10 protein-coding genes are annotated in these 14,157 nt (G+C 45.9%); 2 read left to right on the forward strand and 8 right to left on the reverse strand.

All coding sequences use genetic code 11. From position 1 onward, the window contains the following. Positions 1-471: 471 nt before the first annotated feature. Positions 472-3,771 carry an amidohydrolase family protein gene (locus ACFSRY_RS13565; protein ID WP_377508515.1) on the reverse strand — a complete coding sequence of 1,100 codons (3,300 nt, stop codon included), beginning with the start codon at positions 3,769-3,771 and terminating at the stop codon, positions 472-474. A gap of 164 nt (positions 3,772-3,935) precedes the next feature. Continuing rightward, positions 3,936-5,267, reverse strand: coding sequence for a hypothetical protein (locus ACFSRY_RS13570; RefSeq protein WP_377508518.1), 1,332 nt, complete (start codon positions 5,265-5,267; stop codon positions 3,936-3,938). Between the two features lie 463 nt (positions 5,268-5,730). On the opposite strand from ACFSRY_RS13570, the gene ACFSRY_RS13575 reads away from it, so the two are divergent. Next, positions 5,731-6,786: an AI-2E family transporter gene (locus tag ACFSRY_RS13575; protein WP_377508521.1), complete on the forward strand. Its 1,056-nt coding sequence runs from the start codon at positions 5,731-5,733 to the stop codon at positions 6,784-6,786. Between the two features lie 3 nt (positions 6,787-6,789). On the opposite strand, the gene ACFSRY_RS13580 is transcribed toward ACFSRY_RS13575, so the two are convergent. From ACFSRY_RS13580 to fabG, 5 genes are all read right to left on the reverse strand, one after another. Continuing rightward, positions 6,790-7,350, reverse strand: a complete 561-nt coding sequence (locus tag ACFSRY_RS13580; protein WP_377508525.1) for a GNAT family N-acetyltransferase — start codon at positions 7,348-7,350, stop codon at positions 6,790-6,792. A gap of 16 nt (positions 7,351-7,366) precedes the next feature. Continuing rightward, entirely contained in the window at positions 7,367-8,035 is a 669-nt protein-coding gene (locus tag ACFSRY_RS13585) for a pseudouridine synthase (protein ID WP_377508529.1), read from the reverse strand. 60 nt (positions 8,036-8,095) lie between these two features. Then, positions 8,096-8,683: a GNAT family N-acetyltransferase gene (locus ACFSRY_RS13590; protein ID WP_377508532.1), complete on the reverse strand. Its 588-nt coding sequence runs from the start codon at positions 8,681-8,683 to the stop codon at positions 8,096-8,098. 94 nt (positions 8,684-8,777) lie between these two features. Then, a complete protein-coding gene (locus ACFSRY_RS13595; protein ID WP_377508536.1) occupies positions 8,778-10,856 on the reverse strand; it encodes a VWA domain-containing protein in 2,079 nt (692 codons plus the stop codon). 159 nt (positions 10,857-11,015) lie between these two features. Beyond that, positions 11,016-11,762, reverse strand: coding sequence for a 3-oxoacyl-[acyl-carrier-protein] reductase (fabG, locus tag ACFSRY_RS13600; protein WP_377508539.1), 747 nt, complete (start codon positions 11,760-11,762; stop codon positions 11,016-11,018). A gap of 268 nt (positions 11,763-12,030) precedes the next feature. On the opposite strand from fabG, the gene ACFSRY_RS13605 reads away from it, so the two are divergent. Further along, complete coding sequence (locus tag ACFSRY_RS13605; protein WP_377508542.1) at positions 12,031-13,359, forward strand: peptidoglycan DD-metalloendopeptidase family protein; 1,329 nt, start codon at positions 12,031-12,033, stop codon at positions 13,357-13,359. A gap of 70 nt (positions 13,360-13,429) precedes the next feature. On the opposite strand, the gene ACFSRY_RS13610 is transcribed toward ACFSRY_RS13605, so the two are convergent. Beyond that, positions 13,430-14,038: a tetratricopeptide repeat protein gene (locus ACFSRY_RS13610; protein WP_377508545.1), complete on the reverse strand. Its 609-nt coding sequence runs from the start codon at positions 14,036-14,038 to the stop codon at positions 13,430-13,432. Positions 14,039-14,157 lie beyond the last annotated feature (119 nt).

Genomic DNA, 14,157 nt, shown 5'->3' on the forward strand with positions numbered 1-14,157 from the left:
GTTCTTACTCTCTTCCATAGCAAAGGCTTAGGCTATCGAGTTGATCCCAGTCCTTGGGTTGAGCGCCTTGTAGCTGTTGCGGTGCCCGTAAGGGCAGCCTGCAGGCGCAGCCGATGGCAGCTTCAGATACACCGCGCGATGCCCAAGGACGAGGCCTCCCGGCCTAGAGGGAGCCAAAGCAAGAAATTAAACAGTAGGCAAGTAAGACTGAGGATCAGAAGCTACAAAGGAATATGCAGAATGTTTTGAGAACTATAGAACATTGGATTCTAGAAAAGCAGCGAACATTTTGAGAAGGATTTTCCTATGCACGATTACACCCCTGTAGTCCCCTCAAGGGGACAGTCTGGCATTTGTTAGTCCAGGAAAAATTTTATATTTTCGTTTTACTCACACTATGATTACTGTTAAAATAAAAAGCGGCTGCCCCAACCGGAGCAGCCGCTTTTTGCTTTTTATACTTCTATGTTCTTAATGACGGCAAGTGCAATGCTCACCGGCGATGCCCTCAAAGCGGGTATCAGTACCTTCGTGCCAGTCAAAGGCAGTTGCGGTACGGCTGTTTTCCCACCAGAACTTGCCTGGCTGCTTGTTGTAGTTACCCGTTTCTGCCATGGTAGCGGCATCGTACAGGCGACCATTTACCATCGTATACTTCACGTGCTCGGTATTCTGGATGTTCTCCAGCGGGTTCTGGTCCAGCACGATCAGGTCGGCAAGTTTACCAGTTTCCAGGGAGCCGATCTCCTTGCCCATGCCCAGGTACTCAGCACCATTTAGCGTTGCTGCACGAAGTGCCTCCAGGTTCGTCATGCCACCTTGCTGCAGCATCCAAAGTTCCCAGTGTGCGCCTAAGCCTTGCAACTGTCCGTGTGCGCCTAAGTTTACTTTCACACCGGCATCTGTTAACTGCTTACACGCTTCTGATGACAGGATATGGCCATGCTTATACTCTTCATCCGGCACTAAAGTCACACGGCGTGAACGACCATCAATGATTGAACGAGGTGTGAATTTCAGGAGACGCTCTTTGTCCCAGGCGTTGGTTTTCTGGTACCAGTAGTACTCACCGGAGTTACCGCCATAGTTCACAATCAGGGTAGGGGTATAGCCGGTTTGTGAGGCTTTCCATACTTCCACTACATCCTTGTAAAGCGGGGCAACAGGTATGTTGTGCTCAATGCCAGAGTGTCCGTCCAGGATCATGCTCATGTTATGGAAGAACGTAGAACCACCTTCCGGTACCACGGTCATGTCCAGTTCGCGGGCAGCCTGAATGATCTGCTGGCGCTGCTCACGGCGTGGCTGGTTATAGCTTTTCACCGAGAAACCACCGATCGCCTTTAAACGGCGCAGGTGCGAACGGGCATCATCAATGCCGTTCACCACAGCTTTGAAATTGCCATCTGCACCATAAAGGATAGTACCTGTAGAGAAAATACGCGGGCCAACCATGTTGCCGGCTTTCACTGCTTCGGACTGGCTGAATACCATCTCGGTAGTAGAAGACGGGTCGTGGGTAGTGGTTACACCATAAGCCAGGTTAGCATAGTATGACCACTGCTTCTGCGGGCTCATACCTAAACGGAAAGTACCTAAGTGTGCATGCACATCCACTATACCCGGCATAATGGTTTTACCGGCAGCGTCAATTACTTTGGCATCCTTCGGTACGGTTACGTTTTTGCCAACGGCTACAATTTTGTTGCCGTCTACTACAATCGTTCCGCCTTCAATTACTTCGTCGCCTTTCATGGTAATGATGCGCGCGTTGGTGAATGCCACTTTGCCTTCCGGCGTATCTGTATTCAGTACTAGGCCGATCTTAGTACCCGTTGTGTCGATGGCAGGCAGTTTATCAGGAGCGCCTTCCACGAATGTGAAGCGGTCTTTCAGGTCGTTTGAGAAATACTCATCGCCCAGCACCCAGTTTACTTTTTTGCTGTCGCCTGACCAATGTACACTAGTGCCGGCATCGCGGGTGAAGCGGGCAACAGGTACTGCTTTTGTCTCGGCACTTAGTTCTAAACCAGAACCGTTGGCTGTGAACGGAGCCACATAACCATTAAACAGCTCCACAAATGCAATCCACTTGTTGTCTGGGCTTGGGTAAAACTGCTCGGTATACTTGGAAGTATAGTGCGTCTGCTCTTCTTTCCCTTTCAGGTCAACACTTTTAAAGGCATACTTATCGCCGGCACGGGCTGTGAAGAAAATGCGGTCAGAAGTTGCGTTGAAAAGTGGCGAAGAACCGTTTTCCTGTACCAGTGTAGAGTTTTTGCCTTCAGCTGTCATGTAGTAAATACCACGATCATTGCCATGCGCATAGCCCATGTGGTTGTTTCCGCCTTCTTTGTTGTAAACGATATACTTCCCGTTTGGAGAGAACACCGGATTAGAATAGAATCCTTTTTCAGAAGTAAGTTTTGTTGGCTTCGCATTCTTTTTACGGATGTCCAGCCTCATCAGCGTGCTATAGTTATCGTCGTTCCAGGTGGAGTAAACAATGTGCTTTCCGTCTGGGGAGAACGCAGGGTAGAACTCGAAGTCCTGGCTGTTGGTGATGCGCTCCGGCTTACCGTTCGGCAACTCCTTCTTGTAGATATGGCCGGCAGCGTTAAATACCAGTAGCTTACCATCCGGAGAAGTCACGGCATGGCGAATAGCCTTGGCCTCAAACTGCTTCGGAGATACACCTCCATTCTTGCTGAAATCATGGCGTACGGCATCCGCAATGTAATGGGTAGCGGTAGCCTCGAAAGGTATGTTAGTTACTTTCTGCGTGGCTACATCTATTTTATTGATCTTGCCATTCGCCCAGTACACGATGCTCTTATTGTCCGGTGTCCAGGAGAAGGAAGGGTACACGCCGAAGATAGCCCAGGCCTCCTGCTGGTCTTTGCTCAGGTTATCTGTGATCGGCCACTGCTCGCCGGTTTTCAGGTCCTGCACAAACAGTACCGATTTTGTACGCACCCTGCGCACAAAAGCAATGTGCTTGCCATCGCGGGAAATAGTTGGGCGCACAGAGCCACCGTTACCGGTTACCACGTTCTCGACCTCGCCTGTGTTCCGGTCTACTCTGCGGATCACGTAAATCTGGCCGTTCGGGTCTTTGTTATACTCAAAGGTAGAGCCGCCGCTCATATCCTCAGAGTAGTATACATACTTGCCATCCGGCGATACAAACGGCTCTCCGGCGTCCTGCTGGTCGTTTTTGCGCTTTGTAAGCTGCACACCTGCACCGCCTGAGCGGTGGTACATCCACATCTCGCCGGCACCTAATGAGCGGGTGTTGGTGAAGTGCTTGCGTGCGATCAGGTACTGGCCATCCGGCGTCCAGACAGCGTTGTTCAGTAACCGGAAGTTTTCAGTGGTGATCTGCTTAGCATCAGAGCCATCGCGCTTCATGATCCAGATGTTGTCGCCGCCACCTGCATCCGAAGTGAAGGAGATAAACTGGCCGTCGGGGCTGAAGCGTGGCTGTACTTCGTAAGGGCGACCTGTGCGCAGCAGCTTTGCTTTACCGCCTGTGGCAGGCATGATGTAGATGTCGCCGAGCATGTCGAACACGATCTCTTTGCCATCCGGACTCACGTCCAGGCTTATCCAGGTGCCTTCGTCGGTGGTTACAGAGATTTCTTTTTCTTTTCCGTGGGCAGTGTCTACTTTCCACTTCTTATCATCTTTTTTGTCCTGCGCAACTGCTGTGCCTAAAGGCAAGGCAAGGGCCGCCGCCAGGAACATGCTCAGATAGGTACATTTATTCATGGTAGGGTGAAAATTTTAGATTAGTTTGATTCTCAAATATAAACATTTCGCCGCTGTTACAACAGCGTTCTCCTGCTAAGAATTCATGATGAAATGCAGAAAGCGATAAAGACTCTTCAACTACAAAAATTGTGGGAAGATGAGTTCCGGGTAAAGCAGACGCCTCAGTTGAAGCTCATCCGTCCATACCTATAGAAGCCTTCTCCCAAACCTAGTATAATAAACTGCTTCTCTGACATTTGATAAGCCGAAGTTGGACAAATCTGGAAGTCATGGGCATGACCGAAAGATGAATCTTTGATAGGATGTATATGCTTTGTTCCGTCAGGTTCAATGTTTATTAGAACGGGCGTTTTACTTGCAGGCTGGGAGCCGGAAGAAAATGAAATACCAGCATTATTAGCGTATTCAAAATGGAGGTATATGATTTGTAATGAGTTATCAATAGCAGTAGCAAAGTAGGAGTGAAGCCTCCTGTCATTCTTAGTGCTGGTTTGTAGCTTATTGGCACTAGTGATATAAGCCATAGAACCATTACCACGGAGGCGTGTAATAATGATGTCGTGGTTGTGCAGGATAGAAAAGCCAGCTTTATTTAAATGAAAGCTTACTTCACCAATAAGAATTACACCGCCGCTACTAGCAGGTACCACTCTGTCTAGCTGCAGGTTTCGCAGGCGTTGAATACGGTCATTATCTGGTTTTAAACGCTTGTAGGTAATAATGAAGTCCTGATCAAATGGAGTATATGCAACAACAGGTTTACGTAGATTCTTTTCGTTAAACCTGTAATAGAATGTGCCAATAGGTTCAGGATTGTGACTTGCCACAGATGAGCTAGGGATCATATATCCTGTTACTACTGTTTCCCGGTAGGGTACGGCAGCTAGTTTTGCCTTGTAGGGGCGGTAGTCGCTGTGGCCTAAAACAACCTCTTCATATTTACCACTTTTAGCCTCTAGCCGGTATAGGTAAAAAGAGGTAGTTGCCGGGGCCGCTGGTAAAGCCTTGGTCAGCAGGTATGTTGTGCCGTCCGGATGCACAAGCACATCCTGCATATCGCCCCCAGAAGTAAAGGCCATTGTCCAGCGAGGCACTAACTTACTTGTTAAAAGTGCTGATGTTATCTCTTGCCTGTTATCACCCGAAAGTACCACGATAAGAGCTGCCTCGTCTTCGGCAGTAGCGATTTTAATGTGCTTTCCGAATTTACCACGGGCCAAAGGAATGACATCAGGGGAATAGTTACCGTTGTGTTTTATCTCCTGGGCATATACGACTGTCTCACGCTCCTTTTTAGAACTGGAGATCATGTACAATGCGCCTTTTATCATTTGCATACTGTGGAAGGTAGCCGGTTTGCCTCCTGGTGTTGTTGGCCTTAAGGCAGTTGTCCAGAGCCTGATATTTTCAGGGCTGTAATGTTCTAGCGTTACCTGGTTGTCTGATTCATATGTAGTAAAGAAGCCGTCATCATCCACACCGATTACTTCCATATTTCTTAGTTGCCTTGGGTCTCTGTTAATAGGACTACCCCAGGAAAAATTTAGTTGTTGGGCGCTTGCTGAGAACAGTACAAAAAAAAGTAATATCGTTAATTTTATACTCATTCCTTTATACCTAATTATTATACGTAATTGTAATATAATCAGGGAGATGTGGTGCGCTGTAAAAAGCTTATGCGCATACATTCTTAGTAAAAGGGTACAAAAATTTAGTTGGTTTGTAATGATTTTGTTGGTGAACAGGAAGTGTGATTAATATATATGCCGTAAAACAAAAAAGAAATTAGTAGGTGTTGGAAAAGGTGGTGCGTTGACTGTATTTTAATCCCTAGAAAAGCAGATTCTGGTGTTAAGCTGTGATGAAAACAGGTAAGTCTACTTTTCTTCTATTTAATTGACTTAGAACTTAAAATATTTTTAAAGCTTTAGCTTTTAAACTTACATAACCGGCAGTATGTATAACCAAACCAAAGTTAACTGGCTGAAGTTGCTCCTGTTTATACTGGTTGCTTCTCTGCTGCTGTACTTTGGGCGTAACCTGTTTATTCCCCTGAGCTTTGCACTCCTGATAAGTTTCATATTATACCCTGTCTGCAGGTGGCTCGAAAACAAGGGGCTGGCTAGGTGGCTTACAATTGCACTCTGTCTCCTGCTTGTTCTGGGAGCTTTCGGTATGCTGCTATGGTTACTGGTAAGGCAAATAATACGATTTACAGATGAGTGGCCAAATCTGAAGGCCAAGCTCTCTCAAACCTGGAGTAAGCTCAGCGAATATTTAGAACACACCTATGAGATTGACACCGCCAGGCAAAAAGAATGGTTGGAAAGTATGGCAACAGAGGTCGCCACCAGTGCTTTTAATATGGCACAGGAATTAATTTATACATCTGCAGTAGGAGTAGTGTTTCTTGTACTGATACCACTTTATGCTGCTCTTATATTGTATTATCGTGAACAGTTGGCCGCAGCGTTATTCTCTCTCTTTTCCAGATCTGAACATAAAAATTTAAAGATAATACTGAATGAAACAATTACTACATACTATAATTTTATAAAGGGAATGGTAGTGGTATATGTAGTGGTGGGAATTCTGAATAGTATTGGATTACTGCTATTAGGTATTCCTCATGCAGTTTTCTTTGGAATAATTGCTTCTATTTTAACTTTTATACCCTATGTCGGCATTGTTATCGGAGCTATCCTGCCCATAACCGTTGCGTGGGTAACATTTGATAGTATCTGGTATCCGTTAGGGGTGGTTATTGTGTTTGCAGTAGTGCAATACCTGGAGGCCAATCTTATCTTTCCAATGGCTGTGAGTTACAGGTTACAGGTTAATATGTTGTTTACTCTACTAGCTATTGTGGCAGGAGGCATTCTATGGGGTGCGTCAGGCATGATTCTTTTTATTCCTTTTTTGGCTATCCTTAAGCTTGTTGCAGATAAGCACAAAGATATGCGGGCAATATCCCTGATGTTAGGTACCGGAAAGGGCAAGCAAAAGGAGTAAAGCCTATTTTTGCCACTCTCGCTTTAGCAGGCTGTATACTTCCAGGTCATAAAATACTCCCATGCTACCTAACTCGCCATCCCGTTCGACTCCTTCTTTCTTAAAACCAAGTTTTAGAGGTATGCTTTTGCTCTTCTCGTTGCCAATGGCCACCTTAAGCTGAACACGGTTTATGTCTAGCTTATCAAAAGCATAGTTGATAACTGCTTTACAGCAGCGGATCATGATTCCCTTTCCTTGGTGGGCCTCGGCTAACCAATAGCCTACTTCAAGTTTCTTGTTTAACAGGTCAACTCCCTTAAAGCCAATAACCCCCACGTGTTGCTCACGGTATAGAATCACAAATACCAGGTCAGAAAAATTTCCTGCTTCAGTAACTCCTAAAATGTAAGATTCAGTGTCGGAAACAGCTCTGGTATAGTCAACGAATGGAAGCCACTTACGGAGGTAAACTCTGTTGCTGTCAATTAGCTTAAAAATGGCAGGAGCATCCGCCGTGGTGATTTCCCGCAGAAGAAGGTTATCATCAACAGTAATCACGAGGGGAGGTGCAGAAGTACTCATACGCGAAGCTGCATGCTTAATTTATCTGTTTTCTGAAGCCGCTCTGACCGCCTCTCTTTCCTTTGGCACCTCCAAAACTTTTACTCCTGGTGTTACCTTTGGGGGATTGAGCCTTTGCTGCCAAACCTTTAATCGCAGCTACCTCTTCCAAGGTCAATTCGCGGTACTCGCCCGGCTGAAGGTCACCTAAAGTAAGCGGACCAATAGCCGGTCTTATAAGGCGTAAGGTTGGATAGCCAACTGCAGCGGTCATGCGGCGCACCTGTCTGTTCATTCCCTGTGAAATCTTTATCTCTACCCAGGAGGTAGGGATGTTCTTCCGGAAACGTATAGGTTTAGATCGTTCCCAGACCTGTGGCTCTTCCTCTAAAGTACGTACTTTGGCAGGGGAGGTCTTCGTACCTTTGATCTGTACCCCCAGTCTTAACTTAGTAAGGGCTTCATCTGTCGGATTGCCATCTACTTGTACCCAATACGTTTTCTCTACTTTAAATTGCGGGTCAGAAAGGCGGTGCTGCAGTTGTTTATCGTCTGTTAACAGCACAAGTCCTTCGCTGTCGTAGTCAAGGCGGCCTACCGGATAAATATTTGGGACTGGCACATAGTCTTTTAATGTAGCCCGCCCAGCTTCATCTGTAAACTGTGTGAGTACCTCAAAGGGTTTGTTCAGGATAAAGTATTTCAAAGTATTTGTTAAATTTTGATTAAGAACCGGAGGTTATTATAAGGAGTTAAAAATGCTTGCCTACAGCGTCTCTGCGGTTTCTTGCTCTTTCAGCTGTTCAAATTCCGGAAGTAGTATAGAATACAAAGCTGAATCTTCATTTACCTCATCAACAATGTAGTGGCCTCTTACAGTACCCTCCTTTTTAAAGCCATAATACTTCAAGAGTTTAAGCGAAGGTACATTATATTCAGCCAATAAAGCTTCTACTCTGTACAGGTTCATGTGTTCAAAGCCATAAGCCAGTACAGCACCTAGTGCTTCTTTCATTAATCCCTTGCCTTTGTCAGCGTCATTCAGCAGGTTATACCCTACTTCTGCTCTTCTGTGTTTGGGTACCCAGGTATGGAAACCACACATCCCCAGCATCCTGTTATCCTGCTTATCGAGTAAGTGAAAGATCTTAAAAGAGAAAAAGTAAGTAGCATAACCCTTTTGAAATTTCTCTTTTTCTGCCTCCAGTTCTTTCTCTGTCTTAAAGCCAAAATAAGTTGAAATTTCATCATCAGTGATGTGAGAGAAAAGGTAGCCATACATCTCCGGCGACAGCTCGCGCAGGTACATTCTATCGGTCTGGAGTATAAGAGGGGTTGGTGCTGTTGCGGTCATAGTTTCAGGGTTGATACAGTTGATTGAAAAGGAAGAAGCTCTTGCTATTGGATGCAGCCTTTCTTAGTTCTTTCGAACTTAGCAACAGGAGCTTTTAATAGCTTCCGTTATATTTCCGGATAAACCATTCGGTACAGATCAAGCCAAGAAGCAGGAAAAACAGCCACTTCATATCTACAATTTCTTTTAACTCTTCAGAACTGTAAATCTTTGCCTGATAATCAGCACCAAGTAAATCCTGTTCCAGTTGCTGTAGCTGGTTTGGCTGGTAGAGCTTAGAGCCAGTATTATTTGCCAGCTGGTAAAGCAGGTTGTGGTCAGCCACGGCATTGAGTGCCTCCAGTTGCAGTTCCTCTACTATAAATTCTCCTTTGTCCTGCTGCAGTTGCCCATTTATCCGGGCAGCGGCTGAATAAGTATACCGGCCGCCGGGCAGGGTGCCAATATTTACACCGGATTGGTTCTCGCCGTTGGCAAAGTTGAAGCTCTTTGTCTCTCCAGCCTCATCTTTTATACTTAGGGTGATGTTTTGCCCATAAATAGGCTCCAGTGCTTCATTATAGGCCTCAGCATTGAAGCGTATTTCATCAGCACTGGTGTACTCCGTTTGTACCGGGTAAACGTTCAGACGCTTTTTATTACGGGGCGCACTGAGTAACTGAATCAGGTTAGTGATCAGCTTATCATACACCTGCGGCTGCTCGTTATTGGCATTCTCCATGAGTCGCCACTGCCAGATTCCCGATGCAAGCATGGTGGCATTCCGGTTTTCTCCGGAAGTCTGCACAGCCAGCATTGGTTTGTTAGTTTTAACCCGCCCTACCTGCTGGTAAAGAATTACTTCGGTATTCGGGCTTACCTGTACATCACCATAAGGCACCTGTGCCGGCGGGTATTGCTGCAGGCGTTCTGAGGCAGCTTCAGGTAAAGTGAAGGTGCTGAAGTTAGTGTTGGCAACAGGCGTAACCTCATCTGCCTGTCCGCTGTAGCTTATGTTGAGCCCTACTTTTAGCCGATTAAAGTCACCGATGTCGCTTTGTGGGCCGAGAATATATAAAGCAGGTAAATTCTTCTGGCGTACAATCCGCATGGCCGTCTCACTTCCAGCTACCCGGCCAGGCAACTGGTGAAGCACAGCTACATCATAATCCTGCTGCTTCAGCGGTGTGAGGCCCGGGATGTATAGTTCTGTTTCGTAATTCTCGTTAGACTCGATAGCAGCCCTGATTGATTTGATATCCGGGTGGGGTGCAGCAGCTGCAACAAGTACTTTAATCTTGCCCTTCACCACATCTATATAGGCGTGTTTGGTGTTGTTAAGGGTGGTGAATTCATCCTGCAGGGGTTGTACCTCTACCTCGTAATGCCGTTTTCCAAGTCCGTTAGCCAAAACCTGAAAAGGCACCTGCTGCACAGGTTGGTTTGCCTGTAGGGTAACATTTTTAGTGGCAATGGTCTTTCCATTTTCCTTGAGAGTTACCGTAGCAGCCTTACCGCTAAAACCGTCTTGTTGCAGCTCTACCTCCAGTGGAAAACGGTTACCACTGTAGTTTACCTTGTTGTAACGCAAAGAAGCCACCAGCACATCTTTCTTAGGAATAGTGTCTCCTACTGCCACGGGATAAATGGGGAAGCTGTAATTCGCGTAGGTTGGGGAGATGCCTTGGTTTACTATTCCATCTGAGACCAGTACTACCCCCACCAGGTTTTGCTCTGCATACTCGGTTTGTACATCCGAAAGCAGTTGGTTAAGGTTTGAGGTCTCTGAGGAATAATTGATGTCGCTAATGTTTTGTTTTGAATCTCCGCTAAGTGTCCTGACCTCCGCTTTATAGCCTTCACTCTGCAATCTTGCTACCATTTCCTGAAGCTCCTGTTGTGCCTTCTGTAGCTGAACGGAATCAGAAAATAGCTGTACGGACTGAGAATTGTCGATAGCGAAAACAATGGTAGGCTCTATGGTGGTATTGGCTACGTATCGTACCAGGGGACCCAGCAATAGAAAGCAGAGAACACTTACCACTACAAATCTGACTGCTGCCAACGCATAGTTCATACTCTTGGGCCAAGGCGCGCGCTTACTGTACAGCAGCCATGCATAAAGCAAACCAGCTGCAAGGCAGGCAAGTATAAGCCAGGGAGAGTAGGTAGTTATTAGTCGGAGCGAGTTCATTAGAGTTAATTTCTGATTAGAAATTAAAAATTAAAAATTAGAAATGAAATCTTGGTACATAAAACAGATAGACCAATGCTAGTAACGCAAAAGTTGCAGCATTGGTCTATCTAAAGGAAGTAAGTTTACCTTAACTCCTAAACTTTGATCTAACATTTGTTAGGTTAACATTCCTCCATCTACCTGAAGTGTCTGACCCGTGATGTAGGAGGATTCATCAGATGCCAGGAATACAGCAGCTTTGGCAACGTCCTCAGGAGAGCCACCACGCTTCAGCGGTATTGCCTTGCGCCACTCGTCCACTACTTTCTGATCAAGTTCTCCTGTCATTTCTGTTTCAATAAAGCCAGGGGCAATGGCATTGCAACGGATATTGCGTGAGCCCAGCTCCAAAGCCACAGATTTTGTAAAGCCAATTATACCAGCCTTAGAAGCAGCATAGTTTGCCTGGCCAGCATTACCTTTGATACCTACTACAGACGTGATGTTTATGACAGAGCCATACTTCGCACGCATCATGTGCTTGGTAGCAGCTTTCGTCACATTAAATACAGATTTCAGGTTCGTATTGATGACTGCGTCCCACTGCTCTTCGTTCATGCGCATCAGTAAGCCATCGCGGGTAATACCTGCATTGTTTACTACAATATCAATTTTGCCGAACTCTTTTACCACATCCTCTACCAGCTGCTCTGCCTGTGCAGTGTCAGCGGCATCGGAACGAAAACCTTTTGCTTTGCCTCCGCTAGCTGAAAGGTCCTTCTCCAGTTGCTGTCCTTTTTCAACGCTTGAAAGGTAGGTGAATGCTACCTGGGCTCCGGCCTCTACAAATTTTTCTGCAATGGCGCGGCCTATTCCTTTTGATGCTCCGGTTACCAGAGCTACTTTTCCTTCTAATGCTTTCATAGAGGCCAAAGTTATAAAAAGAAATGTTTATTGCGAAAGCACATTGATTAGTTGCTTTATATGCAGGCAAAGTGTTGATAACTAGCAGGTTGTTTCCTGTGGTTTAAGGGTGTAAAGAAGAGGCGCAACGGGGAAGTGCTATATTGATATTCAGTGAAACTGATTGTAACATATTTATAATCTGCTTATTGTATTGAAATATACTTTTTTTTCTATGAGTTAAAGCATATTTTCGTGGCAATTCTTTCAACCAAAGGTATTTTTAGTGATGTTCAAACGCAGTAAAGGACTTGCCATCCTGATTGCTTTGTCGCTGCTTATTTGTATTACTGCAGCCCAAACAATCGACTTCAACACAAACAGACTTACAAACCTCAAAAATGAGGTAGAATCAAACTCAGCCAAACCCGCAGCGGTAGAAAAACAGCCGGCACCTATTGTCTACGGCATCCCAACCGACACTCTTGAGATAGTGGAAGGGCTCGTAGAACGAGGCGAGAATCTGTCAGAGATATTAGCGCAGTACAACATTACACCGGTGCAGGTGCATCAGCTGGCGAAGAAGGCAAAAAAAGTATATAATGTCCGTCGCATTGCAGCTAACCGTAATTACACCATTCTTCATTCCCAGGACTCTGCCCGCACTGCACAATATTTTATCTATGAGCCCAACCTGGTAGAGTATGTAATCTACGACTTACGCGACAGCCTGACTGTGACGCTTGTAAAGCGGGAAGTGGAGGTAATAGAGCGTACGCTGGCGGGCGAGATCAAAAGCTCATTGTTCGAGTCTTTGGTTGCAGCAGGAGGATCTCCTCAACTAGTCAACAAATTTGCTGATATCTATGCCTGGCGACTTAACCTGAATCGTATTCAACCTGGCGATAAGTTCAAACTGATCTATGATGAGAAAGTAGTGAATGGTCAGTCAATAGGCTTTGGTGATCTTAAGTCTGCTGTTTTCGAGCATGAAGGAAAGCCAATTTATGCCATTGGTTTTAACCAAGGCAATGGGGTAGATTATTTTGATGAAAAAGGCCAGAGCCTGAAAACAGCCTTTCTGAAAGAGCCACTTGAGTATACACGTATTAGCTCCCGCTTCTCCAAGCGCCGTTTCCACCCGGTGCAGAAACGTTATAAAGCACACCTGGGCACCGATTTCGCAGCGCCACGAGGTACACCGATTCGTACTGTTGGTGATGGAGTAGTTGTAGAAGCGCGCTACACCAGAGGCAATGGCTATTTTGTAAAAGTTAAGCATAATAAGACCTATACAACACAATACCTGCACATGTCTAAGTTTGCCAGGGGAGTTCGCAAGGGTGTTCATGTAAAGCAGGGGCAAACGATCGGTTATGTGGGCAGCACTGGACTGGCCACAGGTCCGCACCTGTGCTACCGTTTCTGGAAAAACGGGCGCCAGGTAGATGCGCTACGCGTTAAGTTGCCATCTGCAGACCCCGTAAACCGCAAAAACATGTCTGAGTTTACTGCGCTGAAGGAACAAACCATTAAAAGGATGGAGGCTATAGACATAAAAGCCGTTAAGCCGGAGCTGTTGGCAACCGGCAGTACCAGGGAACCAAACGATGCTTAAATCTTTTTAAGGTAAAACAGAAAAAGGCGCTCACAAGGCGCCTTTTTCTGTTTTAATTTCTGCTGCTGGTCTACTTACAGTACTTCTTCAGGTAAGGATCAGCATCTTTTAACCCAAGCGTTTTTGCTTTGGTCCAGTCGGCGCAGGCACCTTCTTTGTCACCGAGATTATATTTGGGGGCTCCACGGTTGTAATAAGCTTCCTCATATTTCGGGTTGAGAGTGATTGCCTTAGTATAATCTGCGATGGCACCGCTATAGTCTTTCAGTCCATAGCGGACTAACCCGCGGCTCATGTAAGCTTTGGAGTCTTTGGGGCTGAGCTCTATGCCCTTGTTATAATCAAGCAACGCGCTCCGGTAATCCTTCATGTTGTACTTGGCAAGGCCACGGCCTAAATAAGCTTCTGCATACTTGGGATCCAGAGAGATCGCTCTGGTGAAATCGGCTATAGCAGATCTGTGATCATTCAGCCTGTCATAGGATACGCCACGGTTTGTAAGTGTCACGACGTGTTTAGGCTCCATCTTCAGCACCTGGTCATAATCTTTGATAGCCTCAGCGTATTTCCCAGCTTTGAACCTGGCATTTCCGCTCAAAAAATAATCAACGGCTGATTGCTGGGCCTGAACTGTGAAGGACATTAAAAATAGCAGGAGTAAGGGTAAAAGTGTTTTCATGTAAGAGGGCAATTGTTCAAAATTTGGCTGTAAAGTACCGCACTGCTGCACAATCATAAAAGAGATTTCTGTGTTTTGTGTCGTTTTCGCCGGATCATCCTAATAGTTTCTTTGCATTG

The sequence above is a fragment of the Pontibacter locisalis genome (assembly GCF_042684605.1).
Taxonomy (GTDB): Bacteria; Bacteroidota; Bacteroidia; order Cytophagales; family Hymenobacteraceae; genus Pontibacter; species Pontibacter locisalis.